Here is a 25,669-nt window from a genome sequence, read left to right on the forward strand (position 1 = left end):
GTCTGACTGCTTGTTTTCACGCAATTCCGGACGGAAAACCGGTCTCCACTTTTCCTGGAATTGCTATAGGGACGGGGTGGTATGAAAGAGCATCGCGTCGTGATTACCTATTGCACCCAGTGCCAGTGGCTCCTGCGGTCCGCGTGGCTCGCGCAGGAGCTGCTCTCCACCTTTTCCACAGAGCTTTCGGAAGTGGCGCTGCGTCCGGGCACGGGCGGCGTTTTCGAGGTCACCTGCAACGGCATCCTCATCTGGGAGCGCAAGCATGACGGCGGCTTTCCGGACGCCAAGACGCTCAAGCAGCGCGTGCGTGATGTGATCGACCCGGAGCGCGACCTTGGGCACATCGACAGGACGGCAACAAAAAACCCGCCCTTGTGAGGCGGGTTTTTGCGATATCTGCTGCGATAGGGCGGCTTAGATGCCGAGGCCCTGGTAACGCTGCTTGAATTTCGACACGCGGCCACCGCGGTCCATCAGCGACTGCTGACCGCCGGTCCAGGCCGGGTGCGTGGACGGGTCGATGTCGAGCTGAAGCGTATCGCCTTCCTTGCCCCAGGTGGAGCGGGTCTCGTACTCGGTGCCGTCCGTCATGACGACCTTGATCGTGTGATAGTCGGGATGAATATCGGCTTTCATCGGCTTGTCCTGAATTTGGTCGGGGTAACAATCCACTCCGCACTTGCGGCAATTGCACCCATCCTGAAAACTTGAAGCCGCGGCCAAGGAAGGCTACGGCTTCGGAATTGGTTGGCGAGCCTATACATCAGGTCCGGCGACAAGACAAGAGTTGAGCGGCGTACAAATTGCCGCTCTCGGGCATGGTGTGAAAAAGGGAAAGCCAATGGCGCGCACACAAACGGCGTCGGATGAGAGGCAACAGGCAGCGAAGCGGCGGTCTCTCAAGCCACTCAGACGCCTTCTGCCCTATGTCGGACGCTATCGCGGTCTTGCTGCCTGCGCGGGATTTTTCCTCGTCATCGCGGCCATTGCAACGCTCACGCTTCCGCTCGCCGTGCGCCGCATGATCGATCACGGTTTTTCGGAATCGGATTCGATCTTCATTGCCAATTACTTCTCCATGCTGATCGTGGTGGCCGCCGTGCTGGCCGTTGCCTCGGCGGGCCGCTATTTCTTCGTCATCACGCTTGGCGAGCGTGTCGTCAGCGATCTCCGGCGCGACGTGTTCGACCATGTGATGCGCCTGTCTCCCGGTTTTTTCGACACGGTTCAGTCGGGCGAGATTGTCTCGCGCATTTCTGCCGATGCGACGCAGGTCAAATCCGCCGTAGGCGCCACGATCTCCCAGGCGCTGCGCAATGTGATCATGGGGCTGGGGGCCGTCGGCATGATGGTCGTCACGAGCCCGCGGCTTTCGCTGCTCGTCGTGGCGGCGATCCCCGTCATCGTGCTGCCGCTGGTGGCCTTTGGCCGCTCCGTTCGCCGGCGGTCGCGGTTTGCGCAGGACACGCTGGCCGATGCCACGGCCTATGCGGGCGAGCAGATCGGTGCGATGCGGACGCTTCAGGCCTTTACGGGCGAAGCGGTGGCGCGCGGGAAGTTTTCCAGGGCAATCGAGACGGCGTTTGCGGCGGCGCGGTCTTCCATCCTCGCGCGGTCCTTTCTCACCTTCTTTGCCATCTTCATGACCTTCAGCTCGGTTGTGGCCGTGCTGTGGTTCGGTTCGCGTGATGTGCTGTCGGGTGCGATGTCACCGGGGACGCTCGGACAGTTCCTGCTCTATTCGGTGCTTGCGGCGGGCGCGCTGGGTGCTCTTTCCGAAGTCTGGGGCGAGCTTTCGCAGGCGGCCGGTGCTGCCGAGCGCATGAGCGAGCTTCTGGCCGAAGAGCCGGTCATCACGGCACCAGCCGATCCGGTCGCGCTGCCCGACCCCGCACGTGGGGCCGTGGCCTTCGAGGATGTGTCTTTCGCCTATCCGACCCGGCCGGACCGGTCCGCCATTCACGGTCTTGCATTTTCTGTGGAGCCGGGTGAAACGGTCGCCATTGTCGGTCCGTCAGGCGCTGGCAAGACGACACTCTTCTCGCTGCTCCTGCGGTATTACGATCCGGACTCCGGCGTGATCCGGGTGGACGGCGTCGACGCGCGCAAGGCCGATCCGCAGGCCCTGCGGGGCCGTATGGCAATCGTTCCGCAGGATGTCACCATTTTTGCCGCCAGTGCGGCGGAGAACATTGCCTTTGGCCGGCCGGACGCCACACGTGCCGAAGTCGAGGCTGCAGCCAAAGCCGCACTGGCACATGACTTCATCAGCGAACTGGCAAACGGGTACGACACACCGGTGGGCGAGCGCGGTGTCACCCTGTCGGGCGGCCAGCGTCAGCGCATGGCCATTGCGCGCGCGATATTGCGCGATGCGCCGATCCTGCTTCTCGACGAAGCGACATCGGCGCTCGACTCGCAAAGCGAGACACTGGTGCAGCAGGCGCTGGAGCACCTGATGAAGGGACGCACCACGCTCGTCATCGCGCACCGGCTGTCGACGGTTCTGAAAGCCGACCGCATTCTCGTGATGGATGGGGGGCGCATTGTTGAAGAAGGCACACATGCCGAGCTCGTGGCGGCAGGAGGCGTCTATGCGCAGCTTGCAAGCCTGCAGTTCAATGCCTTTGGGGAGGCTGCGGAATAGGGCCGTTTCAGGAGGAGTGAAGTCGGCTTCCCCGTCGGGGGACGGGCATGGGTGCCCGGGCATTCCGGGCATGACGAAGGAGCGGAGTGTCTCGCCTTGAAGCGCTTGCAGACCGACACGAGCCCCGTTGCCGGTCCGTTGCGCAGGAACCTCCTTTTGTCGCCCCTCGTCATCCTCCTTTCGAGGACCCATGTTCTTTCTACCTCTCAGAGGAAGGTGGCGATCTCCTCCAGCGGCTTCTTTTCCATCGCATGTTCGGGTATCGTTGCCCCCTCTTTCGGATAGCCGACCACCATCAGTATGTAGGGTTTGTCGTGCGGGTCGCGGCCGCATAGCTCGTTGAGGAAGCTCATCGGGTTGGGTGTGTGGGTCAGCGTGGCGAGCCCCGCCCGGTGCAGGGCTGCGATCAGAAAACCCGTGGCGATGCTGACCGATTCGGGCACATAGTAATTCTTGCGCTTCACGCCATCGGCAGAGCGGCTGCGGCGCTCGCCGAACACGCAGATCAGCCACGGTGCCTCTTCCAGAAACGGCTTGCTCGCATCCGTGCCGAGCGGCGCCAGCGCCTGCAGCCATTCTTCGCCGGCGCGGCCTTCATAGAACGCCTTCTCCTCGACTTCGGCTGCTTCGCGGATCTGCTTTTTCACGGCAGGGTCGCCAATCACGGCGAAATGCCAGGGCTGATGATTTGCGCCGTTGGGTGCCGTTCCTGCAGCCCTGATGCAGGTCTCGATGATGTCGCGCGGGACGGGCCGGGAGGAAAAGTCGCGCACCGTATGCCGGGTGCGGATCTCGTCGTAGAAGGCCTGCGCGCGTCGGCGCATCTCGTCAAGCGGAAGCTCCTGGTAGTCCGGCAGGGGTACGGGACGGTATTCCTGAACTGGCTGCGTGCTCATATGAGCATCTCCTCCCGATTGTCTTATATTATTGTCGGACAATCCAATGTTCTGGTTTCGGCGTCAAGTCTTGCCCGGCTTAATCAGTCCGGGTGGTGGAAACCTGCGCGAAATGGTCGTCGGGCAGCGACTGGATCAGGGTTCTGGCGTTTTCGATATGGCTGAGCATCGCTGCTTCCGCGCCGGGCGCATCATTGGTCCTTACGCATGCAGTCAGACGCTGGTGCTGCCGGTTGGTTTCAAACACCTGTTGCCTGTCCACCAGAATACGGAACTGCAGCCAATAGAGTGAGTTGGAAAGCCTCGTCAGTGTCTCGTTCAGAAGCGGGTTGTTCGCCGTCTCCCGAAACAGGCGGTGAAAGCGGGCGTTCAGCTCCGAGAACCGGTTCATGTCGCCCGCTTCTGCGGCGGCGTCCAGGCCGTGCTGAATGTCGATCAGGGAAGCAGGTGCCCGGTGAAGCGCGGGAAGGGCGAGTTTCACCGCGAGCGCTTCCAGCGCACCACGCACCTGAAACAGATTGTCCACCTCGGGGCGCGAGAGCTGCCGTACGGCAACGCCGCGATGGGGTTCAGCCGAAAGGAGCCCGTCCGCAGTCAGACGGCGAAAGGCTTCGCGCAGGGAGGAGCGTGAAACGCCGAGCCGGCTGGTAAACTCACTCTCGGTCAGCCGCTGGCCGGGCACGAGCCGCCCGGTGCGCACGGCTTCTGTCACAGCGGTGGCAACGATCTCCACGGTGGATCGGGAATCGGTCTCTTCCATTGGGAGACAGTGTGCCGGGAGCGACCGTCTGGCAAGCCTGTTCAGCGGCCGGCGGCGTGGCGTCCGGCGTTGCGGCCGGAAAAGATGCAGCCGCCCAGGAAGGTGCCTTCCAGTGCGTTGTAACCGTGATAGCCGCCACCGCCGAAGCCCGCCACCTCTCCGGCGGCGTAGAGACCGGGGATGGGCTCGCCGTCCTCATCCAGCACCTGGCTGTCGAGATTGGTGTGCAGTCCACCCAGTGTCTTGCGGGTGAGGATGTGCAGCCGCACCGCGATCAGCGGCCCGCTGGCAGGATCAAGTATCCTGTGCGGTCGGGCGGTGCGCACCAGCCTGTCACCGAGATAGGCGCGCGCGCCGCGAATGGCGGTCACCTGTGCGTCCTTGGAAAAGGCGTTGCCGATCTCGCGGTCGCGCGCGTCGATCTGCGCCTTGAGCCGGTCATGATCGATCAGCGGTTTGCCTGCGAGCGTGTTCATGGCTTCTACCAGTGATTTCAGATCGTCGCGGACGATGAAATCCTCGCCTTTCTTCTTGAACGCTTCCACCGGTGGTGGCGCGCCCTTGCCGCGGCGGCTTTTCAAGACCTCGATCCAGCGCTTCGACGTCAGGTCCGGATTCTGCTCGGAGCCAGAGAGAGCGAACTCCTTCTCGATGATCTTCTGGGTCAGCACGAACCAGGAATAGTCGTAGCCGGTCCCAAGAATGTGCTTCAGCGTGGAGAGCGTGTCGAAACCCGGCATGCAGGGCGCGGGAAGGCGGTTGCCTTCGGCATCGAACCAGAGCGAAGAAGGGCCTGGAAGAATGCGAATGCCGTGATCGGGCCAGATCGGCGCCCAGTTCTTCACGCCTTCCGTATAGTGCCACATGCGGTCGGTGTTGATGGTTGCCGCGCCCGCTTTTCGGGCAATGCCGATCATGCGGCCGTCGACATGATGCGGGACGCCGGCGATCATTGTCTTCGGTGCGGGGCCGAGCCGTTTCGTCGGCCAGTTTCTGCGCACCAGGTCCAGATTGCCGCCAATGCCGCCGGAGGCGACGATCACGGCATCGGCAGTGAATTCGAAATCGCCGACGATGTCGCGTCCTGACTTTTGACCGCGCTCCACCGTCGAAGGTTCGAGGATTTCGCCCGCCACGCCGGAAATCGCGCCCTTCCGGCGCACAAGGCGGCTTGCCTGATGGCGAAATTTCATTGCAATGCGGCCGGCTTTGGCATGGGCCAGAACCCGCCTGGCGAAAGGCTCCACCACGCCGGGGCCGGTTCCCCACGTGATGTGGAAGCGCGGCACCGAATTGCCGTGGCCATCGGCGAGGCTGCCGCCACGTTCCGCCCAGCCCACCACTGGGAACCATCGCATGCCCATGGCACGGAGCCATGGACGCATCTCGCCGGCGGCGAAGTCGATATAGGCTTCGGCCACCCTGCGGGGCCAGAAATCTTCTTCACGGTCGAACTGCGCCGAGCCCATCCAGTCTTGCAGGGCGAGTTCGCGGCTATCGGCGATGCGCATCCGCCGCTGCTCGGGACTATCGACGAAGAAGAGCCCGCCCAGCGACCAGAAGGCCTGGCCGCCGAGCCCGTTTTCGCCTTCCTGTTCAAGCAGTGCAACGCGCTTGCCGGCGTCCGCCAGTTCGGCTGCCGCCACCAGTCCGGCGAGGCCGGCGCCGACGACGATCGCATCGAATTGATCAGCCATGTCTCCTCCCAAAGCAGCCGATGGCGAGTGTCGGCTGCTTTGGTGGGATGAGCAAGTGCGATTGAGCGCAGCGCCGGTGCCTATGCGCCGTAGCGCTGTTCCAGATGCCTTGTGAAATGCGCCGCGTTGAGCGGCTCGCCGGTCGCCTGTTCGATCAGGTCCGGCGTGGAGAGCCGGGAGGCCTGCGACCAGATCTTTTCGCGGCGCCACGCGTTCACCGCCTCGAACTGGCCGCGCGCGAACTGCTCGTTCACATCTGGAATGTCCTTCTCGATCGCCGACCACTGCTGTGCGGCGATCATGGCGCCGAGCGTGTAGGAGGGGAAATAACCGAAGGCGGCGGAGGGCCAGTGGACATCCTGCATCGGCCCGTCCTGCGGTGTGTCGATGGTTGACAGGCCAAGATAGGCTTTCATCTTTTCGTCCCAGGCTTCCGGCAGATCGCGGGCTTCGAGCCTGCCGGCGATCAGATCCTGTTCCAGTTCGAAGCGCAGGATGACATGCAGCGGATAGGTCACTTCATCCGCGTCGACACGGATCAGCCCGCGCTCGACATGGTGCACATGGGCGAGGATCTCGTCTTTCGACCATTTTTCGCCGAGATGCTTCTCCACCACCGGCAGCGCCCATTCCCAGAAAGCCGGGTTGCGGCCGATCTGTTTTTCGACAAACAGGCTCTGGCTTTCGTGCATCGCCATGCCCCGCGCCCTGCCGAGCGGCCAGTGCGCCCATTCGTGCGGCAGGTTCTGCTCATAGAGCGCGTGGCCGGTTTCATGCAGGATGCCCATCAGCGAAGAGAGAAACTCGTCGGTGCGATAGCGCGTGGTGATGCGCACATCGGTCGGAACGCCGCCGCAGAACGGGTGGTGCGAGACAGAGAGGCTGCCGCGTGTCAGGTCGAAACCGACAGCCGCCATCATCGCCAGTCCAAGCTCGCGCTGCCGCTCGACCGGGTAGTTTCCCGACAGCGGGCGCAGCGGATTCTTCACCTGCTTCTTTTTCTGAATTTCCAGCGCGTTTGGGACGAAATCGACGAGAAATGCCTTCAAATTCTCGAAAACGGGAGCGATTTCCGCCGTTCTGTTGCCGGGGTCGAACTGCTCCATCAGCGCATCATACGGGTCGAGGTCGAGCACGTCGGAGCGACGCGCAGCCTCTTCCCTCGCCAACTCGATAACGCCTTCGAGAGCCGGCAGGAAACCGGCCCAGTCGCCCTTCGGCCGGGCCTCGCGCCAGAGCTGCTCGCAGCGCATGCGGGTGCGTGTCTGGCGCTCCACGAAGTCGGATGGCAGGCAGGTGAGGTTGACGTAATGGCGGCGGAATTCCGCGACTGCCGTCTTTTGATCGGCATTCAGGTCTTCCTGCCCGGCCGCCTCGATCCAGTCGGCGATTTCGGGTGCGGTGGCCTGGCGGTGCGCCATGCCGGCGAGGGTGGACATGGCCTCGGCGCGGGCTTCGCCACCGCCGGGCGCCATATGCGTTGCCTCATCCGCACCGAGAATTGCCAGCGCATGGCCGAGCGCTTCCAGCCTGTGGCCAAGGTCATCGAGTTTCTGGAAGGACATGAAGTTCCTCATACGCATGGAAGGAGAGCAGGGACAGCCCTGCGGAAGGAAAGATCAACGCTCGGTAAGCTTCAGCTCGATGCGGCGGTTGCGGGCACGGGCCTCGGCGGTGTCTTCGGTGTCGAGCGGCTGATATTCGCCGAAGCCGGCGGCAACGAGCCGGTTCGCCGGCACGCCGTTTTCGATCAGGAACTTGACGACGGCCGTGGCGCGCGCGGTTGAAAGCTCCCAGTTGTCGCGGAAGCGTCCGGTGCCGGAAAGCGGCACGTCATCCGTATGGCCGTCGACGCGCAGAACCCAGTTGATTTCGGGCGGGATCTCTTTCTGCAGCTCGAGAATGGCGTCTGCCAGCTTGCGCATTTCCTCGCGGCCATTGGGATTGATCTCGGTGGCGCCGGAGGGGAACAGAACTTCCGACTGGAACACGAAACGGTCACCAACGATGCGGATGTTTTCGCGGTCGGAGAGGATTTCGCGCAGACGGCCGAAGAAGTCGGAGCGATAGCGGTTCAGTTCCTGAACGCGCTGGGCCAGCGCCACGTTGAGGCGGCGCCCGAGATCGGCGATCTTGGTGCGGGATTCGCGGTCGCGCTCTTCAGAAACCTCAAGGGCGGCTTCCAGCGCGCCGATCTGTTTGCGCAGCGCTGAAATCTGCTGGTTCAGAAGCTCTACCTGCGAGAGCGCGCGCTGGCTGACCTGACGTTCTTCATCAAGGGCGCCGGAAAGTTCACCGATCCGGGCTTCGGCCTGCTCGCTCTGGCCGCTGCCGCTTGCCAGAATCTGTTCCAGCCGCGAGCGGTCGGCGCGAATGTCCTCGAGCGAAGCGCGCAGATTGGCGATGGTGTCTTCGGCATCCTGGCTGTTGGCCTGCTCGAGGGCCAGAAGCTGCGTCAACTCGTTGATCTGCGCATTCAGCCGGTCGAGCACGGCATCCTTGCCGGTGATTTCCTGGCTGAGGAAATACTGCGCCAGAACGAAGACGGAGAGCAGGAACATGATGGCGAGCAGGAGCGTCGCCATGGCATCCACGAAACCCGGCCAGTAATCGACCCGCCGGTCTGTGCGGCGTGCGCGGGCAAGCGCCATGTCAGCCTTCCCGCTTTTTCAGTGCAGCAGACAGCTTTTCGAGCGTGGCGCGCATGGCTTTCTGTTCATCGGCCTGGGCTTCCACCCAGTCGCGCATCATCTGCTGTTCCTGGCGCATGTTCTTGACGAGGCCGGATATGCCTTCGGCGAGGTTGGCCATGGAGGCGGTCAGACGGGGGCTGGACGTGCCTTCTTCCTGGGCGGCGCGCAGCTTGTCGGCAAGCTGCTGCATCTCCTCGGAAGCGCCGTTGCGGCCTTCGGAAAGGTCCGAACCCAGATCCGTGACGGAGGAGAGCCAGTTTTCAAGCTCTGTGTAAAATCGGTTCTGGGCGCGGCCAGCCTGCAGGTCGAGAAAGCCCAGGATCAGTGAGCCGGAGAGGCCGAAGAGCGAGGAGGAGAACGCCGTTCCCATGCCTTCCAGCGGTGCGGAAAGGCCGGATTTCAAAGCATCCAGAACGTCGTTGGCATTGCCTGAGGCGGGGTCGAGCGACTGGATGGTGTCGCCGATGGAGCCGATGGTCTGCAAAAGCCCCCAGAAGGTGCCGAGCAGGCCGAGAAAGACCAGAAGGCCGATCAGGTAGCGCGAGATGTCGCGGCTTTCATCAAGGCGTGTTGCGATGGAATCGAGGATGGAGCGCATGGAGCTGGTCGACAGCGCCATGGAGGAGGCGCGGCTCAAAAGCGCTTTCATCGGTGCGAGCAGAACGGGATCCGATGCTTCTGAACCCGCGCGGAAGGAGTTCACCCACCGCACTTCCCGAAACAGGCGCGTGACCTGCATGAAGGCAAGCAGAATGCCGATCAGGAGAACGCCGAGGATCAGGCCGTTCAGGCCGGGGTTGGTCTGAAAGGCGGAAGCGATCTGCCGGTAGAGGATGGCGGCCACGAAGCCCGCTATCGCCAGAAAAACCAGCATGGAATAGAGGAAGACCTGCGGGCTCGAGAGCGTGTGCGGGTCGTAATCGAGCCCAACGGATGGTTCGGCGTCCTCACGCGATTTCAGCAAGGCCATCAGCTCCTCGTATCCATTGCGGTGCAGAACCACTACTGATTCCTGTATCGCGCAGGATTCTAATCGCAAATATGACGAAATTGAAAGTCGCGCACAGCATCATGTGATGCCGGGATCAGCTTTTGCCAGGCGATTGCCATCCTGAAAGCGGAAAGGTGACCGCAACGAGCCCGCCAAATCGCGCAGGCAGTGCCAGGTGCCCTCGCTCGTCGGCACGCTCAGGGTGAGGGCTGCGGATATGCTTGCGCGTGTGTGTCCGTCAGCTCTTCTGGGGAGCGGGCCTGGCCAGGGTCTTGAGCAGGGCGCGGTGAATGGCTTCATTGCCGGCGACGATCTGGCCGGTGTCGAACATTTTGTCGCCGCCCTTTTTATCGCTGACGAACCCGCCGGCTTCGCGCACGAGGATGATGCCCGCTGCAATGTCCCAGGGGGAGAGCGTGTCTTCCCAGAAGCCGTCCATGCGTCCCGCGGCGACATAGGCGAGATCCAGCGCCGCCGAACCAAGCCGGCGGATGCCGGCCGTCTCGCCCATGACGTTGCGCAGGTCGAGAAGGGCGGTGCCATGATGGCCGCGTCCCAGATGCGGGATGCCCGTGCCGACAACCGCGTCGGACAGCCTGCTGCGGGCCGCAACGCGCAGGCGGCGGTCGTTCAGGAAAGCGCCGCCACCGCGTTCGGCAGTGTATAGCTCGTCCATGGCGGGATTGTAGATCACACCGGCAACGATCTGCCCCTGACGCTCCAGGGCAATCGAGATCGAGAAGATCGGGATGCCGTGCAGGAAGTTCGTCGTGCCGTCGAGCGGATCGACAATCCAGCGGTGCTGCGGGTCGTCACCCTCGACCGTGCCGCTCTCCTCCATGAGGAAGGAATAGCCCGGACGGGCACGCGCCAGCTCGGCGTGGATGATTTCCTCGGCCTTGCGGTCGGCCTGGCTCACATAGTCACCGGGGCCTTTCAGCGAAACCTGCAGGTTCTGCACCTCGCCGAAGTCGCGTGCGAGGGAGCGGCCTGCCTTCATGGCAGCCTGAACCATGACATTGATGATCGCCGAACGGGCCATGGGGGAAGAGCCTTTGTGACTTGAAGTTTCGGTAAGCGCGTCGGGCGGACGTTATTCGCCGCGGCGCAGATAGGTGATTTCGTTGGTGTCGACCACGATCTTCTCGCCGGCCTCGATGAAAGGCGGGACCATGACGCGCACGCCATTCTCAAGCACGGCCGGCTTGTAGGAGGAGGCCGCCGTCTGGCCTTTCACCACGGGATCGGCTTCGGCGATCGTGAGCGTGACCTGATCAGGCAGGGAAATGCCGATGGGCTTTTCTTCATAGAGCTCCACGGTCACGGTCATGCCATCCTGCAGGAACGCGGCGCGGTCGCCGACGAAATCTTTCTGCAGTTCAAGCTGTTCGTAGGTTTCGGAATCCATGAACACCAGTGCATCTTCCTGTTCGTAGAGGAAGCTGAAGTCCTTCTGCTCGAGGCGCACACGCTCGACCGTCTCGGCCGCGCGGAAGCGTTCGTTCAGCTTGGTGCCGTCGATCAGGTTCTTCAGTTCGACCTGGTTATAGGCACCACCCTTGCCGGGTTTCACAGCGTTGGTCTTCACTGCGACCCAGAGGCCGCCATTGTGTTCGATGACGTTGCCGGGGCGGATTTCGTTGCCGTTGATTTTCATATGATCGTCCTGCGGGTCTCAAGTGCGCAGTCACGCGCAATTCGGCGCTTCCAAGACCATAAAACGGGGTTCAAGGCAAGCCGCGCGCCGGATTGTGATCCAGGAAAATCTCAGCGAAGCCGATTTGCGCGCTGGATCGCATCTTTCATTTCTTCCGGCGTGAGGCCGGCAAGGAAATCCTCGTTCTCGGGGTCGATGAGGCCAGCCCGGCGGGCGGAGACATACCAGGCCGCGCCCTCGATGACGTTTGCCTCAACCCCGACACCGGCACGGTAGAGCTTTGCGAGCCGGTTTTGTGCCGCGACATTGCCGCCTTCAGCCGCGCGCTTGAGCCAGCCGAAGCCTGCCTGCGTATTGCGCGCGCCGCCGCGCCCTTCCACCAGCCAGGTGCCGAGGTCCAGCTGTGCCGTGTCGAAGTTCTGCATTGCCGATCTCTCGAGCCAGCTGCGGGCGACTTTGTCATCTGCCTGCCGGCCGCCAAAGCCGTTGGCATAAACCTGGGCCATGGCGTATTGCGCGTCGGCGAGACCGGCGTTGGCAGCCTTTTCGTAATAGCTCACCGCACGTTTCTGGCTTTCGAAGCTGGATTGCCGGTCGAGAATCATCTGGGCGAGATTGAACTGGGCGAGCCGGTTGCCCTTGTCCGCCGCAATCTGCATGAGCTCGAACGCCCGGTCCGCATCCTTCTCAACGAAGTTTCCGTCGAGCAGCATAAGCGCATACTGGAACTGGGCTTCAGGAACGCCCTGCTGTGCGGCTTTCGAATACCATTCTGCCGCTTTGGTGGCGCTGCGGGGCATGCCGAGGCCACGCGCATAGATCTCGGCCACAAGGGTTTGCGCGGCGGCATCGCCGGCTTCCGCACGCGGCAGCGCGAGATTGTGCGCGGTGATATAGTAGCCGCGCTGGAATGCACCATAGGCGGCGTCCGGCAGTTTGCCGAAACGATCCGGGTCCACCTGGTCGACCGTGGGGGCTGAAAGAGGACGGTCGCCCGGCGGCTGCAGGCGATCGGACATGCGCTCGCTTGCCTGAGGGGCGCCGGAGCCTGCCGTTTCCGGCTCGACATTGCCGGCAGCGCGCGCGTTTCCCGCGAGCCCGCAAAATGCGGCAGCAAGGAGCAAGGCAGGAAGGAAACGTGGGCGCATGATCAGGCTCCCTCAACTTGCTGTGCGGCCCTGTCGAGGATGGAATTGGCTTCGGTCACGGCTGCCGCGGGATCGGTCTCATCGGCAAACACTGCGGCGCAGAGCGCGGTGAAATCCGAACCGCTTGCCGCGACCGGCTCGACAGAGCCAATGGTGTTGCCGCCCATCACGATGCAGGGAATTTCGACCATCTCGGACCACCAGGTGCCGAGGGTCAGATTGCGGGGATGAGGTTCGGGTTTGTTATCGTAGCCAAAGCGGCCGAAGAACAGATAGTCGGGCTGCAACTCTCCGCATTGAAGGGCGTCGTCGCGGGTCTTCACGCCGCCGACCCCGATCATCATGCGGTCCTGATATTTCTCGATCACGTCGGTGAGTTCTTCGAGCGAACCCTCGAAATGGATACCATCGGCCTTGACGCGGGCGGCGATGCGCGGCGCGCCGGCGATCATCACCGCGACATTGCGCGCCTGCGCGATGGGGGTGAGACGCTCGGCGCGGGCCTGGAAGCTGACTTCGTCCTGTCCGTAATCGGGGATGATCAGCGAGGCGACGTCTCCCGCCGAAAGTGCGGCCTCCAGATGCGCTTCGTCATTGGCAGCCGTTTCGGGCGGCGGTGCGATCAATACGAGGCGGCAGCGATTGGTCATGTGGCAACTCCTCAAGCCTGTTCGTGATTTGCCCGCGTGGCGAAAAGGCTCCGTCTGACTGTTGTACGCAGGTCCGCGCTAAACCGGTCTGAACCGTTTCTTGCCCGTCAATTTGGTTTGAATGCGGCATAGACGACGAGCGGGGTGAACGACAAGGAAAATTGACGCATTTCCGGCGAGTCTCGCCAAATCCGGGCAGGGAGGTTATGAGAGTCGGGCCCGACAATCGGGGCGCAGACGAGTTTCATGACCGCACTTCTTTCCGATCCGGCATTCTATTTCGCAGCGGTTCCCGCCGTCATTCTCGTGGGGCTTTCAAAGGGCGGTTTCGGCGGGGCCATGGCCCTGCTTGGCGTGCCAATGCTTTCGCTTGTCGTCTCGCCGGTGCAGGCCGCTGCCATCCTGCTGCCGATCCTGATCGTCATGGATGTGGTTTCGCTTTGGGCCTGGCGCGGGTTCATGGATCGCAGAACGCTCTCGATCATGCTGCCCGGTGCGTTTCTGGGTATCGCCATCGGCTGGGCGACGGCGGCGGTTGTGACGGAGGGGCATGTGCGTCTGATCGTCGGCCTCGTCACACTCGCCTTTTTCCTGCGGTGGGTTTTCGAGAAGGTGGCAGGGCGTGCGCACATTGCCAACCAGAGCCGTCCACGCGGTGCGTTCTGGGGAGGCGTTGCGGGTTTCACCAGCTTTGTTGCCCATGCGGGCGGGCCGCCCTATCAGGTCTATGCGCTGCCGCTCGGGCACGATCCGCGCGTCTACACGGGGACGAGCGTTGTGTTCTTCGCCATCGTCAACGCGGTGAAACTCATTCCCTATTTCGCACTCGGTCAGTTCGACCGCTCGAACCTGACGGCATCGCTGATCCTGATTCCGCTCGCGCCGCTTGCCACCCTTGCCGGCGTGTGGGTGGTCAAGCGCATGAAGCCTGCCGTCTTCTATCCCTTCATGTATGTGATGGTGCTGATCGTTTCCCTGAAGCTCATCCATGACGGCCTGTCCGACCTAATGGGGTGGTGACGGCATCGGAAGCCTGTGCTTAATAAGCAAAAAATTGCGGGAGGATATCTGTGACCGGGAACGCTTTTGATCGGGATCTCGACAGGAATCCCGCCAATTTTCAGCCCCTGACACCGCTTGTGCTTCTGGAACGCGCCGCGAAGGTCTTTCCGAATGAAGTCGCGATCATCCATGGCGGCCAGCGGGTGACCTACGCGACATTCTGGGAGCGTTCGCTGAAGCTTGCCTCAGCGCTTGCCCGCCACGGCATCGGCAAGGGCGACACGGTTTCCGTCATGCTGTCCAACACGCCGCCCATGCTGGAGGCGCATCACGGCGTGCCGATGACGAAGGCGGTGCTGCATTCGCTCAACACGCGGCTTGATGCGGCGATCATCGCCTTCCAGCTCGACCATGCGGAGAGCAGGGTGGTCATTGTCGACCGGGAGTTTTCCGGCGTGATGAGCGAGGCGCTGGCGCTGGCGCAGGTCAAGCCGCTGGTGATCGACTATGACGATCCCGAATTTGGCGAGGATGCACCCTATCCGAAGGGCGAGCGCATCGGCAGTGTGGACTATGAAGCATTCGTGGCATCGGGGGATGCCGGCTTCGCCTGGTCCATGCCGGATGACGAATGGGACGCGATTGCGCTGAATTATACGTCCGGCACGACCGGCAACCCAAAGGGCGTTGTCTATCACCATCGCGGGGCCGCGCTCATGGCCTATGCCAACACGGTGCATGCCGGGCTCTCGCGGGGGGCTGTCTATCTGTGGACCCTGCCGATGTTTCACTGCAATGGCTGGTGCTTTCCGTGGACGCTGGCGCTGACGGCGGGCACCCATGTGTGCCTGCGCTGGGTGCGGGCAAAGCCCATGTATGACGCGATCGCGGAGCATGGCGTCACGCATCTGTGCGGTGCACCGGTGGTGATGTCGGCGCTGCTCAACGCGCCAGAGGACGAGAAGCGGGATTTCTCGCACACGGTGACCTTCAACACGGCGGCGGCACCGCCGCCCGAGACCGTGCTTTCGGCCATGGCCGAGGCGGGGTTTGCGGTGACCCATCTCTACGGGCTGACGGAAACCTATGGGCCTGCGGTGGTGAACGAGTGGAAAGGCGAGTGGGACGCGCTCGACGGAGCGGGGCAGGCGGCGCGCAAGGCGCGGCAGGGCGTGCGCTATGCTGCGCTCGAGGGGCTGACCGTGATGGACCCGGAAACGATGACCGAGACGCCGCCCGATGGCGAGACCATCGGCGAGGTGATGTTTCGCGGCAACATCGTCATGAAGGGGTATCTCAAGAACAGAAAAGCGACGGACGAGGCGTTCGCCGGGGGCTGGTTCCACTCAGGCGATCTCGGCGTGATGCATGCCGACGGCTATATCCAGCTCAAGGATCGCTCCAAGGACATCATCATCTCCGGCGGCGAGAACATCTCCTCGATCGAGGTGGAGGATGCGCTCTATCGGCATCCTGCCATCGCGGCATGCGGGGTGGTGGCCAAAGCGGATGAGAAGTGGGGCGAGACGCCGGTGGCCTTCGTGGAGCTGAAACCGGGGCGGACCGCCAGCGCGGAGGAGATCATCGCGCATTGTCGGTCGCTTCTGGCGCATTTCAAATGTCCGAAAACGGTGGTTTTCTCCGAAATTCCCAAGACGTCTACGGGAAAAATCCAGAAGTTTCGTCTGCGGGAGCAGGCCCGGGAATTGTCCTGAAACGGGTGCTGTCGCGCCGCATTCGATTCAAGAATCGGCGGGGCTGTTAACCATCCATTAAGCTTTACATGCGTTTACTGTGTGTATCCAGTGATCTGGATTCTTACCGAGTGGCTGGAGCCATTCTGTTTGACGCCTCCCTGTTTAAACTCCTGAGAGCCGCCTTTGCGGCTCTTTTTTTGTCCAAATTCAGTATTAACCCTTCGTTAAGGAAGAACTTGCCAACAGCTGTGCACAAGCCCATTCTTGAGTGACGTGCCGGCATTGAGAGTCAGGCGCACTTGTGATTGAACGCATCAACCGGCGGTGGCCGGAACAATCGTATCTGGTGGGGCGTAGGCACAATGATTGAAAACGGGAACGGTCGCGCGACCACGATCAAGCTGGCCGAGCATCGCGTGTTCTCGGATTCGTTTAAACCCCTTTACAATCAGGGCATGAGCCTGGTCGAGGAGGCTGCGGAGTATCTCGACGGGGATGGACGCGCGGAGGCAAAGCGCCTGACGCGCGCTGGAGCAGCGCTCTATGCGGCCGAATCCATGCGCCTGACGACACGCCTCATGCAGCTTGCATCCTGGCTTCTTCTGCAGCGCGCGGCCAACTCGGGCGAGATGACCCGTGAGCAGGTGGCGGCGGAAAAATCCAAGGTGCGTCTCGATACGCACTCGCCGCAGGAACAGGCACAGGGCTGGTCCGACCTTCCCGAGAAATTCCAGAGTCTCGTGGTGCGCTCGATGCGCCTTCAGGATCTGGTGCGGCGGATGGATGAAGAAATCTACGGTGGTGCCCCGGCGCGGGCGGAAGAAGCCGAGCTTTTCGGCAACAATCCGGTTTATGAGCAGATCACTCTCCTGAAAACAGCATTCGGCCACCGCTGAACAGCCAGTCGAATACGATCTCCGTGAGCGGCAGCGCAATCAGCGCCGAAGCGATGATGAGCGTGAAGGCGATGCGGCGATAGGTCGTGTCGCTGGCGATGCCATAGAGCCTGCCGCCAACGAGCAGGCTGAGCATGTAGGGCGGGATCATCAGGAGCCCCAGCATGACGCGCGAATGCTCGAACAGGCCGGCTGCCCAAAGATTGCCGGCGGAGAAGATCTCCGAAATCAGGAAAAGGGTCATCAGATTGGCGCGCACAACCGCGACCGGTAGCGTTGACGCCATCCAGTATATGATGACGGGCGGGCCGGGAATGGCGGCGATGCCCGACAGGGTTCCGGCAATGCCGCCAATGCCGAAAGAGAGGGGAAGGCTGCGCGGCCCGTGATAGCGCCAGCCGCTGCGCAGGGTAAGCGCGCAGGCAAGGATGATCACGCAGATGACCCAGCGCAGAACGGTCTCGTCTCCGTTTTTCAGGATGTAGACGCCGAGCGGCACGAACAGCGCCAGACCGGCAAGCACCGGCAGAACCTCGCGCCAGCGGGCGAGTTTTACGACGGGAAGCGCCACGGGCAGGGTGGGCAGCGAATCGATGATGACGAGCAGGACCACCGCCGTGACAGGATCGTAGAGTGCTCCGGCGATCGGGGCGACGATCAGGCCGGTGCCGAAACCCGAAAGCCCGCGCACGACACCGGCTGCCAGCACGGTGGCGGTCAGAAGGGCGAGGCTGAGGTCGAATTCGGGCAGACTTCCATCTCCTGAAAAGGGCGGTGGCGAGCCCGCTTCTTCGCTCGTGCTGCTTGTGCGTGGCAATGGGCCTGCCCACAGCTATGTTAGTGCCATGAACACACCGATTCGCATTCTCGGCATCGACCCGGGACTCCGGCGCACAGGCTGGGCCATCATCGATGCACAGGGCAACTCCCTGCGCTTTGTGGGCGCTGGCACCGTGACGTCCGACGGCAAGGCCGATCTGGCCTCCAGACTGTGCCAGCTGCATGACGGGCTCGATGCCATTCTGCATGACCATCGACCGGATGAAGCGGCTGTGGAGGCGACCTTCGTCAACAAGGATGCCTCGGCAACGCTGAAGCTCGGCCAGGCCCGGGGCATCGCCATGCTTGTGCCGGCGCGGGCCGGTCTGCCGGTGGCCGAATATGCGCCCAATGCGGTGAAGAAAACCGTGATCGGGGTCGGCCACGGAGACAAGAAGCAGATTCACATGATGGTGAAGGTGCTCATGCCGAAGGCGCGGTTTGACACGGATGACGCGGCGGATGCGATTGCCATCGCCATCTGTCATGCCCATCACAGGCAATCCGCCACCTCGCGACTGGCCATGGAAGCACTCAAATGATCGGTAAACTCAAGGGCATCATCGACGAGATCGCCGAAGACCACTGCATCATAGATGTGGGGGGCGTCGGGTATGTCGCCTATTGTCCGGCGCGGACGCTGGCGGCGCTCGACGGCGAGGGGACCGCTGTGACGCTGTTCATCGAGACCTATGTGCGCGAAGACATGATCCGGCTCTATGGCTTTCGCACCGCGCTGGAGCGCGAATGGTTTCGCCTTTTGCAGAACAATGTGCAGGGCGTGGGGGCCAAGGTGGCGCTTTCGGTGCTTTCGACACTTTCGGCTTCGGAACTGGCCAATGCGATTGCGCTCAAGGATGCGGCCACCGTGGCGCGCGCGCCGGGCGTGGGCAAGAAGGTTGCCGAGCGGATCGTGACCGAACTGAAGAGCAAGGCGCCGGCCTATGCTGGCGAAGCGACCGGCACGATCGGCCTGAAGCAGGAACTGGGTGAGGGCGCAGCACCTGCGCCGGTCGCCGATGCCGTTTCGGCCCTCTCCAATCTCGGCTATTCGCGCGATGTCGCGGCGAATGCCGTCGCTGCCGCAATGAAGGCAGCGGGCGAGGGCGCGGATGCCGGCACGCTGATCAGGCTTGGCCTGAAGGAACTTGCGCGTTAGTCAGGGCCATGTGCGCCCTGTGTGGTTATGAAATGGAAACCTGCGGATGACGGATGGCGACAGGCTGATTGCAGCCGACAAGCGCGGTGAGGACCTGGACTCGACGATGCGTCCGCAGTCGCTGGACGATTTCGTCGGGCAGAAAGCGGCGCGCGCCAATCTGAAGGTTTTCATCGAGGCGGCGCGCGGACGCGGCGAGGCGCTGGACCATGTGCTGTTTGTTGGGCCGCCCGGCCTTGGCAAGACCACGCTGGCGCAGATCATGGCGCGCGAACTGGGCGTGAATTTCCGTTCCACCTCCGGTCCTGTGATCGCCAAGGCGGGTGATCTGGCAGCGCTTTTAACCAATCTCGAAGAGCGCGACGTGCTCTTTATCGATGAAATTCACCGGCTGAATCCGGCGGTGGAAGAAATTCTCTATCCGGCTATGGAGGATTTTCAGCTCGACCTGATTATTGGCGAGGGGCCGGCCGCGCGTTCGGTGAAGATCGACCTTGCCAAGTTCACGCTGGTGGCGGCGACGACGCGGCTTGGCCTTCTGACGACGCCGCTGCGCGACCGTTTCGGCATTCCCGTGCGGCTCGATTTCTATACGGTCGATGAACTGCAATCGATCGTTACGCGCGGTTCGCGCATTCTCGGGCTGCCGCTTGCGAATGACGGAGCAGAGGAGATCGCACGCCGGGCGCGGGGCACGCCGCGCATTGCCGGGCGTCTTTTGCGCCGGGTGCGGGATTTCGCCACTGTGGCGGGCGCGAGCGAGGTGACGCGCAAGGTGGCCGACGAGGCGCTTTCGCGGCTGGAGGTGGATGCGCTTGGCCTCGATCAGCTCGACCGGCGCTACCTCACCATGATTGTGGAGAATTTCGGCGGTGGGCCGGTGGGCATCGAGACGATAGCGGCGGCACTTTCTGAACCGCGCGATGCCATCGAGGACATCATCGAGCCCTATCTGATCCAGCAGGGCTTCATCCAGCGCACCCCGCGCGGGCGCGTGCTCGCCGCCAGGGCGTGGCGCCACATGGGGCTGCAGCCGCCGAAGGAGCTGGCGGAAGCGCAGATCAGCCTGTTTCAGCAGGGGGACGGGGAATGAACACCGTCGCAGGCGAAGACCTGACGGTTGGGCTTTCGGGTGAGCTGACCGATTTCGGGCATCGGCTCGTGGCGCGGGTCTATTTCGCAGATACGGATTTTACCGGCGTTGTCTATCATGCCCGCTATCTGGAGTTTCTGGAGCGGGGACGCTCGGATTTCCTGCGGCTTGCCGGTGTGCATCACACGGAACTGGCCGATGGGAAGCATGGCGAGGTGCTTTCCTGGGTGGTGCGGCGGATGGAGATCGATTTTCGCCGGCCAGCCCGGGTGGACGATATCGTGACGGTGGAGACACGCACAGAGGCGATATCGGGAGCGCGCATTCAAATGGCGCAACGGCTGCTGCGCGGCGAGAACGTGCTGGTGGAGGCGAAAGTCGAAGCGGCGATCATTGGCGCGTCTGGACGACCGCGGCGGTTTCCGAAAGAGTGGATCGCCGCCTTCAAGCCAAAGGGGGCATGAACCACATCGGTGGGTGCTTTTGTGCACCCAGCACTGATTCCATGCGGAATCCCTGGTCGCGGTCCTATTTCCTAACGCTTAATTAACCATAACGGTTCATGAAGAAAACCATGAAATCCGTAGCGAATCCGTGCGCCTTCCTTTCACCAAAATTTACCGGATAAAGGGGCGTTGAAGCATCTTGCGGGGACGCCTCGGATCGGACGCAGGCAACGGCACGCAAGCAGGGGCGCGGCCGAGACCGAGATGTACGCCGCCCTGATCTTAAGAGGATGTTGATCCATGGAAAGTGTTACGCTCGCCGCACCGGGTGGGGAGTTGTCGATCTGGGCTTTGTTCTGGCAGGCAGGCTGGGTGGTCAAGCTGGTCATGATCGGCCTGCTTGTCGCATCGGTCTGGACCTGGGCGATCATCGTTGACAAGCTGATTGCCTATGCCCGCATGCGCACGGCCCTCAATCGTTTCGAAAAGACCTTCTGGTCGGGCCAGTCGCTTGAGGAGCTTTACCGTGCGCTTTCGGAGCGCAAGACCACCGGTATGGGCTCGATCTTCGTGGCCGCCATGCGCGAGTGGAAGAAGAGTTTTGAGAAAGGTGCGCGCTCGCCCATCGGCCTGCAGACGCGCATCGACAAGGCGATGGACCTGGCGCTGACGCGCGAGATGGAGCGGCTTGAGAGCCGGCTCGGCTTCCTTGCTTCCATCGGCTCGGCGGCCCCATTCATCGGCCTGTTTGGCACGGTGGTCGGCATCATGACCTCGTTCCAGGCGATTGCCGGTTCCAAATCCACCAACCTGGCGGTTGTGGCACCTGGTATCGCCGAGGCGCTGCTGGCCACGGCCATCGGTCTTCTGGCCGCCATCCCCGCCGTTATCGCCTACAACAAGCTGTCATCCGACGCGGGCAAGCTCGCCGGACGGATGGAAGGCTTTGCGGACGAGTTTTCGACCATCCTGTCCCGTCAGATCGACGAGAAGGTCGCCGCCAAGGCGGCTTAGGAGAACGCAATGGGTATGTCAGTCGGTTCGGCGGGCGGAAGAAACGGACGGCGGCGTGGCCGTCGCGGCTCTCGCACGGGCCTGATCTCCGAGATCAATGTGACGCCTTTCGTGGACGTGATGCTGGTGCTGCTCATCATTTTCATGGTGGCGGCGCCGCTTCTGACGGTCGGCGTGCCGATCGATCTTCCCGAAACACAGGCCAAGGCACTGAACTCCGAGACGCAGCCGATCACGGTTTCGGTCAACAATGAGGGCCAGATCTATCTGCAGGAGACAGAGGTGCCGATTGAAGAAGTGGTGCCGAAGCTGCAGGCGATCGCGCGCTCGGGCTATGACGAGCGCATCTATGTGCGCGGCGATCGCGCGGCTGATTACGGCACTGTGATGCAGGTGATGGCACGCATTTCGGCGGCCGGATATCGCAATCTCGGCCTGGTCACTCTGCAGGAAGAAGGCAATTGACCAAATGAAGGCGGGTCTCGTTACATCGGTGACCATGCATGTGGCGTTGCTGGGGTTCGGCCTGTTCTCGCTGTCGGCGCCGCGCGCCTTCGAGGTGGCGGATGTCGAAGCGCTGCCCGTCGACATCATCCCGATTGAATCGATGACGCAGGTGCAGGAGGGCGACAAGAAGGCGGCTCTCTCCGAGAAAACGGCGCCGACGCCGACCAAGCGTCCGGATCCGGTGGAGAACGCGCAGAACACCGGTGACAATGATGTCGACCTGAAAACGCCGCCGACGCCTGAACCGCGCAACCGCGAGGTGGAGAAGACGGCGGAGCCGCCGCCGGCGCCCAAACCCACCCCCAAGCCGGAACCGAAGCCCGAACCCGAGCAGCAGCAGGCGGCGGCCGAGCCGACCCCGGTGCCTGCGACGGAAGTGCGGCCAGAGCCACAGCCCAAGCAGGAGGTGAAGCCGGACCCCGCTCCTGAAGAGACGGTGGTGGCGGAAGCACCCGAAGCGACCGAGAGCGTTGCGCTGCCCAACAGCGCGCCTGTGCCGCAGTCGCGGCCACAGCCGCCGAAGGCGAGCACGGCCAAGGCGCCTGAACGGAAGGATGCGGACAAGCCGGCGCAGAAGACCGCTTCGAAGCCGAAATCGCAGAATTCCGACGAGCTGTTCGACGAGGTGGCCGCGCTCCTGAACAAGGACAAGGCGTCTGGTGGCGGCGCAAAGCGCTCTCAGGAACAGGCATCGCTTGGCGGCAGCCGCAGCACGCCGGGCGAGAAGCTTTCACAGAGTGAAATGGATGCGCTGCGTGGCCAGATCCAGCGCTGCTGGAACGTGCCCGCCGGTGCGCTGGATGCCGAGAACCTGAAAGTCTCCGTCCAGATGAGGCTCGACCCAAGCGGGAACATCGAGGGCAGCCCGCGCATTATTGCCGGCGGCAACGGGAACATGGTTGAACGAGCGGCAGCGGAATCCGCGCGGCGCGCCGTTCTGCAATGCGCGCCCTACAATCTGCCGGCAGCGAAATACGATACCTGGTCCGAAGTCATCGTCCACTTCGATCCAAGCGACATGTTTTAACCAGAGCACCATCCACGAGGCGATGGGGGCTTGAGCCTAACCAAAGCGGGAGAGGCAGGAGCAAATGCAGATGATCATGAGAGCGACCTTCCTGATCGCGACGCTGGTCGCCGGGCTTGGCGTTGCGGTGCTGCCGGCACGGGCAGTGGTCGAGATCGACATCAACAAGGGTGTGGTGGAACCGCTGCCCATCGCGATCACGGAGTTTATCTCCGCGGATGGCAAAGGGGCGGAGATCGCCAGCGTCGTCGAAGCCGACCTGCGGCGTTCCGGTCTTTTCGCGCCCATTGAGAAGGGCGCATTCATCGAGAAGATTTCCAATCCGGATGCGGCACCGCGCTTTCAGGACTGGACGGTGATCAATGCGCAGGCACTGGTCACCGGCAAGGTCTCCGAGACCCCCGACGGGCGGTTGCGGGCCGAATTCCGGCTTTGGGACACCTATGCGGGCCAGCAGCTCATCGGCGAGCAGTTCTTCACCAGCAAGGACAAATGGCGGCGCGTGGCGCACATCATTGCCGATGCGATCTACCAGCGGCTGACCGGCGAAACCGGGTATTTTGATACGCGCATCGTGTATGTCGACGAGTCGGGTCCGCGCAACAACCGTGTGAAGCGGCTTGCGATCATGGATCAGGACGGGGCGAACCAGCGCTTCCTGACCGACGGGCGCTCCATCGTGCTGACCCCGCGTTTCTCGCCGACGCGCCAGGAAATCACCTACATGTCCTATGAGGGGGGGCAGCCGCAGGTTTATCTTCTGCAGCTTGAGACCGGCCAGCGCGAGCTTGTCGGCAATTTCCCCGGCATGACCTTTGCGCCGCGCTTCTCGCCCAATGGTCAGCAGATCGTGATGAGCCTTTTGCGCGACGACGGCAATTCGAACATCTTTGCGATGGATCTGAGAAGCCGCAACACGACGCGTCTGACGACCTCCAATGCCATCGACACATCGCCTTCCTATTCGCCGGACGGGTCGCAGATCGTGTTCACCTCCGACCGTGGCGGGCGTGCGCAGATCTATGTGATGAGCGCCAGCGGCGGTGACCCGAAGCGTATCTCCTTCGGTGACGGCACCTATTCGACGCCGGTCTGGTCGCCGCGCGGCGACCTGATCGCCTTCACCAAGCAGACCCGTGGTGAGTTTCAGATCGGCGTCATGCGCACGGATGGCTCCGGCGAGCGTATCCTTTCGTCGGGGTTCCTGCAGGAGGGACCGACCTGGGCGCCGAACGGTCGTGTGGTCATGTTCTTCCGCCAGCCGGCTGGCTCGGCCGGACCGCAGCTCTATTCGATCGACCTGACGGGCCGCAACGAGCAGAAAATTCCGACCGCGAACTATGGTTCGGACCCGGCCTGGTCGCCGCTGCTGGAATAGGATTGCGGCGGCTTCTGCCGGATTCGCCGCGTTTCCGCCGTATTTTAAGCTAGTTTGCGCGAAATAACGGTTCTGATTTGCACCGGTAGGGGTTTGTTAACCGCGTTTCTTGAGGGGTCCTTAACGGCAACGTGGTTACTGATCGTTGAACAAAATATCTCTAATCTGAAGGAGAGGTGGCAATGCTGTCGATTGCAGCTATCGCCAAAAACCCGGTTGGCATCGCCCTGGTGGCGGCCCTTGCCCTGGCCGGTTGCGCTAACAAGCAGGTTCCCAACAATGCTGCTGATATCGGCCTTGGCGGTGCCGGAGGTCCTCCCGGATCGCAGCAGGAGTTCACCGTCAGCGTGGGCGACCGGATTTTCTTCGATCTCGATTCGTCGGTGATCCGCGCCGATGCGCAGCAGGTGCTGACGCGCCAGGCGCAGTGGCTGAACAAGTACACCAGCTATTCGATCACCGTCGAAGGCCATGCGGACGAGCGCGGCACCCGTGAGTACAACCTCGCGCTCGGTGCGCGCCGCGCGGCTTCTGCGCGCGATTTCCTGGTAGCACGCGGCGTTGCTGCCAACCGAATTCGCACCATCTCCTACGGCAAGGAGCGTCCGGTCGCGACCTGCGACGACATCTCCTGCTGGTCGCAGAACCGCCGTGCTGTCACGGTGCTGAACGGCGGCAGCAGCTAAGCGCTTACGCCTGAAACGACAAAAGCCGCGCCGGACCTTGTCCGCGCGGCTTTTTTATTGCGACAGATCGAGCTGTCAGCCGTTCGCGGCGTCGCGGATCGCCGCGATGTTTTTCGCATAGGCTTCTTTGCCTTCGCCCTTGAAGACGGCGGAACCGGCGACGAGGACATTGGCGCCAGCGGCGGTCAACGCACCGGCATTGGTGGGCGAGACGCCGCCATCGATCTCGATATCGATGGGCCGGTCGCCGATCATCGCCTTGATGCGGCGCACCTTCTCGACCACGGACGGGATGAAGGCCTGTCCGCCGAAGCCCGGATTGACGGTCATCAGAAGTACGAGGTCGAGCTCGTCGAGCACATATTCGATGACGCTTTCAGGCGTGGACGGATTGAGCGAGACGCCGGCTTTCCTGCCGAGATTGCGAATGGTCTGCAGCGACCGGTGGAGATGCGGACCGGCTTCGGCGTGAACGGTGATGATGTCGCAGCCGGCTTCGGCGAAGGCTGCGAGATAGGGATCGGCCGGGGTGATCATCAGGTGGCAGTCGAACACCTTGTCGGTGCGGTCGCGGATTGCCTTGATGACGGGCGGGCCGAAGGTGATGTTGGGCACGAAATGGCCATCCATCACATCGAGGTGGATCCAGTCAGCGCCTGCTTTGGCGACGGTTTCGACTTCCTCGCCAAGGCGCGAGAAATCCGAAGCGAGAATGGAAGGGGCGATGAGCGTGTTGCGCGCGGTCATGGCGGTTTCCCGGAATGATGAGACTGGCCTGCCCTAACGCCTCCACCCCGGCTTGT

Annotated in this window: 27 protein-coding genes; 14 read left to right on the top strand and 13 right to left on the bottom strand. The window is 62.6% G+C overall.

Annotation, left to right across the window (positions count from 1 at the left end; genetic code table 11):
- The first annotated feature begins 81 nt into the window (after window positions 1-81).
- The gene (locus AC07E3_RS05665; protein WP_336070248.1) at window positions 82-381 is read left to right on the top strand and encodes an Rdx family protein; all 300 of its coding nucleotides are present in this window, start codon (window positions 82-84) and stop codon (window positions 379-381) included.
- Between the two features lie 36 nt (window positions 382-417).
- Here the strand turns inward: AC07E3_RS05665 and rpmE are convergent, their stop codons facing one another.
- Window positions 418-639, bottom strand: a complete 222-nt coding sequence (gene rpmE, locus AC07E3_RS05670) for a 50S ribosomal protein L31 (RefSeq protein ID WP_007007091.1) — start codon at window positions 637-639, stop codon at window positions 418-420.
- 205 nt (window positions 640-844) lie between these two features.
- On the opposite strand from rpmE, the gene AC07E3_RS05675 reads away from it, so the two are divergent.
- On the top strand, window positions 845-2,650 hold the full coding sequence (locus tag AC07E3_RS05675) for an ABC transporter transmembrane domain-containing protein (protein ID WP_478360571.1): 1,806 nt from the start codon (window positions 845-847) through the stop codon (window positions 2,648-2,650).
- A 206-nt stretch (window positions 2,651-2,856) separates the two neighbouring features.
- Here AC07E3_RS05675 and AC07E3_RS05680 read toward each other — a convergent pair whose 3' ends face one another.
- The 10 genes from AC07E3_RS05680 to AC07E3_RS05725 all read right to left on the bottom strand — a co-directional run bounded on the left by AC07E3_RS05680 (window position 2,857) and on the right by AC07E3_RS05725 (window position 13,142).
- Window positions 2,857-3,546, bottom strand: coding sequence for a nitroreductase family protein (locus AC07E3_RS05680; protein ID WP_065818135.1), 690 nt, complete (start codon window positions 3,544-3,546; stop codon window positions 2,857-2,859).
- Between the two features lie 79 nt (window positions 3,547-3,625).
- Window positions 3,626-4,306, bottom strand: a complete 681-nt coding sequence (locus AC07E3_RS05685) for a GntR family transcriptional regulator (RefSeq protein ID WP_478360572.1) — start codon at window positions 4,304-4,306, stop codon at window positions 3,626-3,628.
- A 41-nt stretch (window positions 4,307-4,347) separates the two neighbouring features.
- Window positions 4,348-6,003, bottom strand: coding sequence for an FAD-binding dehydrogenase (locus AC07E3_RS05690; protein WP_478360573.1), 1,656 nt, complete (start codon window positions 6,001-6,003; stop codon window positions 4,348-4,350).
- A gap of 80 nt (window positions 6,004-6,083) precedes the next feature.
- Complete coding sequence (locus AC07E3_RS05695) at window positions 6,084-7,568, bottom strand: carboxypeptidase M32 (RefSeq protein WP_478360574.1); 1,485 nt, start codon at window positions 7,566-7,568, stop codon at window positions 6,084-6,086.
- Window positions 7,569-7,622: 54 nt separating this feature from the next.
- On the bottom strand, window positions 7,623-8,654 hold the full coding sequence (locus AC07E3_RS05700) for a peptidoglycan -binding protein (protein ID WP_007007084.1): 1,032 nt from the start codon (window positions 8,652-8,654) through the stop codon (window positions 7,623-7,625).
- Between the two features lies 1 nt (window position 8,655).
- The gene (locus AC07E3_RS05705) at window positions 8,656-9,666 is read right to left on the bottom strand and encodes a MotA/TolQ/ExbB proton channel family protein (protein WP_025029149.1); all 1,011 of its coding nucleotides are present in this window, start codon (window positions 9,664-9,666) and stop codon (window positions 8,656-8,658) included.
- A 259-nt stretch (window positions 9,667-9,925) separates the two neighbouring features.
- Complete coding sequence (locus AC07E3_RS05710) at window positions 9,926-10,729, bottom strand: inositol monophosphatase family protein (protein WP_007007083.1); 804 nt, start codon at window positions 10,727-10,729, stop codon at window positions 9,926-9,928.
- Window positions 10,730-10,780: 51 nt separating this feature from the next.
- The gene (gene efp / locus AC07E3_RS05715) at window positions 10,781-11,344 is read right to left on the bottom strand and encodes an elongation factor P (RefSeq protein WP_007007082.1); all 564 of its coding nucleotides are present in this window, start codon (window positions 11,342-11,344) and stop codon (window positions 10,781-10,783) included.
- 110 nt (window positions 11,345-11,454) lie between these two features.
- Window positions 11,455-12,492, bottom strand: coding sequence for a tetratricopeptide repeat protein (locus AC07E3_RS05720; protein WP_459439739.1), 1,038 nt, complete (start codon window positions 12,490-12,492; stop codon window positions 11,455-11,457).
- A 2-nt stretch (window positions 12,493-12,494) separates the two neighbouring features.
- The gene (locus tag AC07E3_RS05725; protein ID WP_478360575.1) at window positions 12,495-13,142 is read right to left on the bottom strand and encodes a thiamine phosphate synthase; all 648 of its coding nucleotides are present in this window, start codon (window positions 13,140-13,142) and stop codon (window positions 12,495-12,497) included.
- A 246-nt stretch (window positions 13,143-13,388) separates the two neighbouring features.
- Here AC07E3_RS05725 and AC07E3_RS05730 point away from each other — a divergent pair, with 246 nt between their 5' ends.
- From AC07E3_RS05730 to rcdA, 3 genes are all read left to right on the top strand, one after another.
- Window positions 13,389-14,162, top strand: a complete 774-nt coding sequence (locus tag AC07E3_RS05730; RefSeq protein WP_336070265.1) for a sulfite exporter TauE/SafE family protein — start codon at window positions 13,389-13,391, stop codon at window positions 14,160-14,162.
- Window positions 14,163-14,206: 44 nt separating this feature from the next.
- Window positions 14,207-15,859, top strand: coding sequence for an acyl-CoA synthetase (locus AC07E3_RS05735; protein ID WP_478360708.1), 1,653 nt, complete (start codon window positions 14,207-14,209; stop codon window positions 15,857-15,859).
- Between the two features lie 344 nt (window positions 15,860-16,203).
- On the top strand, window positions 16,204-16,737 hold the full coding sequence (gene rcdA / locus AC07E3_RS05740; RefSeq protein WP_336070269.1) for a protease adaptor protein RcdA: 534 nt from the start codon (window positions 16,204-16,206) through the stop codon (window positions 16,735-16,737).
- Here rcdA and AC07E3_RS05745 read toward each other — a convergent pair.
- The gene (locus AC07E3_RS05745; RefSeq protein WP_245291874.1) at window positions 16,703-17,554 is read right to left on the bottom strand and encodes a sulfite exporter TauE/SafE family protein; all 852 of its coding nucleotides are present in this window, start codon (window positions 17,552-17,554) and stop codon (window positions 16,703-16,705) included. The two genes, rcdA and AC07E3_RS05745, sit on opposite strands and share 35 nt — an antisense overlap.
- A 28-nt stretch (window positions 17,555-17,582) precedes the next feature.
- On the opposite strand from AC07E3_RS05745, the gene ruvC reads away from it, so the two are divergent.
- The 9 genes from ruvC (at window position 17,583) to pal (ending at window position 24,866) form a co-directional block, all read left to right on the top strand.
- Window positions 17,583-18,098, top strand: a complete 516-nt coding sequence (gene ruvC, locus AC07E3_RS05750) for a crossover junction endodeoxyribonuclease RuvC (RefSeq protein ID WP_007007075.1) — start codon at window positions 17,583-17,585, stop codon at window positions 18,096-18,098.
- Entirely contained in the window at window positions 18,095-18,715 is a 621-nt protein-coding gene (ruvA, locus tag AC07E3_RS05755; RefSeq protein WP_229449886.1) for a Holliday junction branch migration protein RuvA, read from the top strand. Before ruvC ends, ruvA begins: the two co-directional genes overlap by 4 nt.
- Window positions 18,716-18,761: 46 nt before the next feature.
- On the top strand, window positions 18,762-19,808 hold the full coding sequence (gene ruvB, locus AC07E3_RS05760; RefSeq protein WP_007007073.1) for a Holliday junction branch migration DNA helicase RuvB: 1,047 nt from the start codon (window positions 18,762-18,764) through the stop codon (window positions 19,806-19,808).
- The gene (gene ybgC, locus AC07E3_RS05765; RefSeq protein WP_478360576.1) at window positions 19,805-20,272 is read left to right on the top strand and encodes a tol-pal system-associated acyl-CoA thioesterase; all 468 of its coding nucleotides are present in this window, start codon (window positions 19,805-19,807) and stop codon (window positions 20,270-20,272) included. Before ruvB ends, ybgC begins: the two co-directional genes overlap by 4 nt.
- A 282-nt stretch (window positions 20,273-20,554) precedes the next feature.
- The gene (tolQ, locus tag AC07E3_RS05770; protein WP_065818145.1) at window positions 20,555-21,268 is read left to right on the top strand and encodes a protein TolQ; all 714 of its coding nucleotides are present in this window, start codon (window positions 20,555-20,557) and stop codon (window positions 21,266-21,268) included.
- A gap of 9 nt (window positions 21,269-21,277) precedes the next feature.
- Window positions 21,278-21,733, top strand: a complete 456-nt coding sequence (gene tolR, locus AC07E3_RS05775) for a protein TolR (RefSeq protein WP_336070282.1) — start codon at window positions 21,278-21,280, stop codon at window positions 21,731-21,733.
- Between the two features lie 4 nt (window positions 21,734-21,737).
- On the top strand, window positions 21,738-22,802 hold the full coding sequence (locus AC07E3_RS05780; RefSeq protein WP_478360577.1) for a hypothetical protein: 1,065 nt from the start codon (window positions 21,738-21,740) through the stop codon (window positions 22,800-22,802).
- Window positions 22,803-22,872: 70 nt separating this feature from the next.
- Complete coding sequence (gene tolB / locus AC07E3_RS05785; protein ID WP_336070286.1) at window positions 22,873-24,180, top strand: Tol-Pal system beta propeller repeat protein TolB; 1,308 nt, start codon at window positions 22,873-22,875, stop codon at window positions 24,178-24,180.
- Between the two features lie 182 nt (window positions 24,181-24,362).
- The gene (gene pal / locus AC07E3_RS05790) at window positions 24,363-24,866 is read left to right on the top strand and encodes a peptidoglycan-associated lipoprotein Pal (RefSeq protein ID WP_007007067.1); all 504 of its coding nucleotides are present in this window, start codon (window positions 24,363-24,365) and stop codon (window positions 24,864-24,866) included.
- 75 nt (window positions 24,867-24,941) lie between these two features.
- Here the strand turns inward: pal and rpe are convergent, their stop codons facing one another.
- Entirely contained in the window at window positions 24,942-25,613 is a 672-nt protein-coding gene (gene rpe / locus AC07E3_RS05795) for a ribulose-phosphate 3-epimerase (RefSeq protein ID WP_336070288.1), read from the bottom strand.
- Window positions 25,614-25,669: the final 56 nt, after the last annotated feature.

Source organism: Nitratireductor lacus, from assembly GCF_056431025.1.

What these genes read in the sequence shown, in the direction of transcription:
- rpe (WP_336070288.1), bottom strand. Translation starts at nt 25,613, where the DNA reads ATGACCGCGCGCAACACGCTCATCGCCCCTTCCATTCTCGCTTCGGAT.
- pal (WP_007007067.1), top strand. Translation starts at nt 24,363, where the DNA reads ATGCTGTCGATTGCAGCTATCGCCAAAAACCCGGTTGGCATCGCCCTG.
- tolQ (WP_065818145.1), top strand. Translation starts at nt 20,555, where the DNA reads ATGGAAAGTGTTACGCTCGCCGCACCGGGTGGGGAGTTGTCGATCTGG.
- AC07E3_RS05695 (WP_478360574.1), bottom strand. Translation starts at nt 7,568, where the DNA reads ATGTCCTTCCAGAAACTCGATGACCTTGGCCACAGGCTGGAAGCGCTC.
- ybgC (WP_478360576.1), top strand. Translation starts at nt 19,805, where the DNA reads ATGAACACCGTCGCAGGCGAAGACCTGACGGTTGGGCTTTCGGGTGAG.
- tolB (WP_336070286.1), top strand. Translation starts at nt 22,873, where the DNA reads ATGATCATGAGAGCGACCTTCCTGATCGCGACGCTGGTCGCCGGGCTT.
- AC07E3_RS05705 (WP_025029149.1), bottom strand. Translation starts at nt 9,666, where the DNA reads ATGGCCTTGCTGAAATCGCGTGAGGACGCCGAACCATCCGTTGGGCTC.
- efp (WP_007007082.1), bottom strand. Translation starts at nt 11,344, where the DNA reads ATGAAAATCAACGGCAACGAAATCCGCCCCGGCAACGTCATCGAACAC.
- AC07E3_RS05730 (WP_336070265.1), top strand. Translation starts at nt 13,389, where the DNA reads ATGACCGCACTTCTTTCCGATCCGGCATTCTATTTCGCAGCGGTTCCC.
- ruvA (WP_229449886.1), top strand. Translation starts at nt 18,095, where the DNA reads ATGATCGGTAAACTCAAGGGCATCATCGACGAGATCGCCGAAGACCAC.
- rcdA (WP_336070269.1), top strand. Translation starts at nt 16,204, where the DNA reads ATGATTGAAAACGGGAACGGTCGCGCGACCACGATCAAGCTGGCCGAG.
- AC07E3_RS05665 (WP_336070248.1), top strand. Translation starts at nt 82, where the DNA reads ATGAAAGAGCATCGCGTCGTGATTACCTATTGCACCCAGTGCCAGTGG.
- AC07E3_RS05710 (WP_007007083.1), bottom strand. Translation starts at nt 10,729, where the DNA reads ATGGCCCGTTCGGCGATCATCAATGTCATGGTTCAGGCTGCCATGAAG.
- rpmE (WP_007007091.1), bottom strand. Translation starts at nt 639, where the DNA reads ATGAAAGCCGATATTCATCCCGACTATCACACGATCAAGGTCGTCATG.
- ruvB (WP_007007073.1), top strand. Translation starts at nt 18,762, where the DNA reads ATGACGGATGGCGACAGGCTGATTGCAGCCGACAAGCGCGGTGAGGAC.
- AC07E3_RS05680 (WP_065818135.1), bottom strand. Translation starts at nt 3,546, where the DNA reads ATGAGCACGCAGCCAGTTCAGGAATACCGTCCCGTACCCCTGCCGGAC.
- ruvC (WP_007007075.1), top strand. Translation starts at nt 17,583, where the DNA reads ATGAACACACCGATTCGCATTCTCGGCATCGACCCGGGACTCCGGCGC.
- AC07E3_RS05780 (WP_478360577.1), top strand. Translation starts at nt 21,738, where the DNA reads ATGAAGGCGGGTCTCGTTACATCGGTGACCATGCATGTGGCGTTGCTG.
- tolR (WP_336070282.1), top strand. Translation starts at nt 21,278, where the DNA reads ATGGGTATGTCAGTCGGTTCGGCGGGCGGAAGAAACGGACGGCGGCGT.
- AC07E3_RS05685 (WP_478360572.1), bottom strand. Translation starts at nt 4,306, where the DNA reads ATGGAAGAGACCGATTCCCGATCCACCGTGGAGATCGTTGCCACCGCT.
- AC07E3_RS05690 (WP_478360573.1), bottom strand. Translation starts at nt 6,003, where the DNA reads ATGGCTGATCAATTCGATGCGATCGTCGTCGGCGCCGGCCTCGCCGGA.
- AC07E3_RS05720 (WP_459439739.1), bottom strand. Translation starts at nt 12,492, where the DNA reads ATGCGCCCACGTTTCCTTCCTGCCTTGCTCCTTGCTGCCGCATTTTGC.
- AC07E3_RS05675 (WP_478360571.1), top strand. Translation starts at nt 845, where the DNA reads ATGGCGCGCACACAAACGGCGTCGGATGAGAGGCAACAGGCAGCGAAG.
- AC07E3_RS05700 (WP_007007084.1), bottom strand. Translation starts at nt 8,654, where the DNA reads ATGGCGCTTGCCCGCGCACGCCGCACAGACCGGCGGGTCGATTACTGG.
- AC07E3_RS05725 (WP_478360575.1), bottom strand. Translation starts at nt 13,142, where the DNA reads ATGACCAATCGCTGCCGCCTCGTATTGATCGCACCGCCGCCCGAAACG.